This is a genomic window from Pseudomonas fuscovaginae SE-1 (assembly GCF_000364705.1).
Lineage (GTDB): Bacteria > Pseudomonadota > Gammaproteobacteria > Pseudomonadales > Pseudomonadaceae > Aquipseudomonas > Aquipseudomonas fuscovaginae_A.
The window spans coordinates 1-596 of the sequence record NZ_AQOH01000389.1 but is presented as its reverse complement, the minus strand read 5'-3'; the positions used below and the strand labels follow the sequence as shown (position 1 = coordinate 596).

General features: G+C 52.2%; 1 protein-coding gene. It reads right to left on the bottom strand.

Translation table 11 applies throughout. From position 1 onward, the window contains the following. Nucleotides 1-369 precede the first annotated feature (369 nt). On the bottom strand, nt 370-596 hold a 227-nt coding region (locus tag K675_RS31675), incomplete at its 5' end, for a hypothetical protein (RefSeq protein WP_037007403.1).

Below are 596 nucleotides of genomic sequence, written 5' to 3'. Positions count from 1 at the left end.
CCTGAGTGTGTTGTAACCGGGTCGTCTGCCAAGTGAGCCCGTTGAGATTGGAGGTGTGTTTGCACGAACCACAGTTCTGCGCCACGGTTGGGACATCTTGGCGGCACCAACGTTTCTCTGGGGCAGTCAGTTGCCAGAGCGCCCGCGCAGTATCGCGACCGCTTGATCCAAATGGGTGTCAGGCACGACTCGGTCGTAGTCAGAACATGAGAAAACGGGTTCGACCGATCAGGTTGAGTTGAATGGCAAACCCTGCAGCTAAAAACAGCAGGGCGCTGTGGCTATTGACCTTGACTCGAGACCGGCTAAAGGGCGTCCCAGTTTCTGCCACGCCCTGCTGTTTCTAACTGTATTCCACACTCGAACCTCTTACCGCCCTGCCTTTTCAATCAAGCTCAAAAGGTAAGATTCCACAGCATCAAAACGAACCGCCGTTGTATGTGAGTGCTTCGGATCCGGCCTTGAGTTTTCTCTAAGCAAAGGCGGCATATCTTCATTCAACCACATTTCCTTATGCTGAAAAATAGCGTACAGATCGCCTTCAATCTCTTCAACAACCATATGCCCATGCCAGCAATCCTCATACAACCGACCAC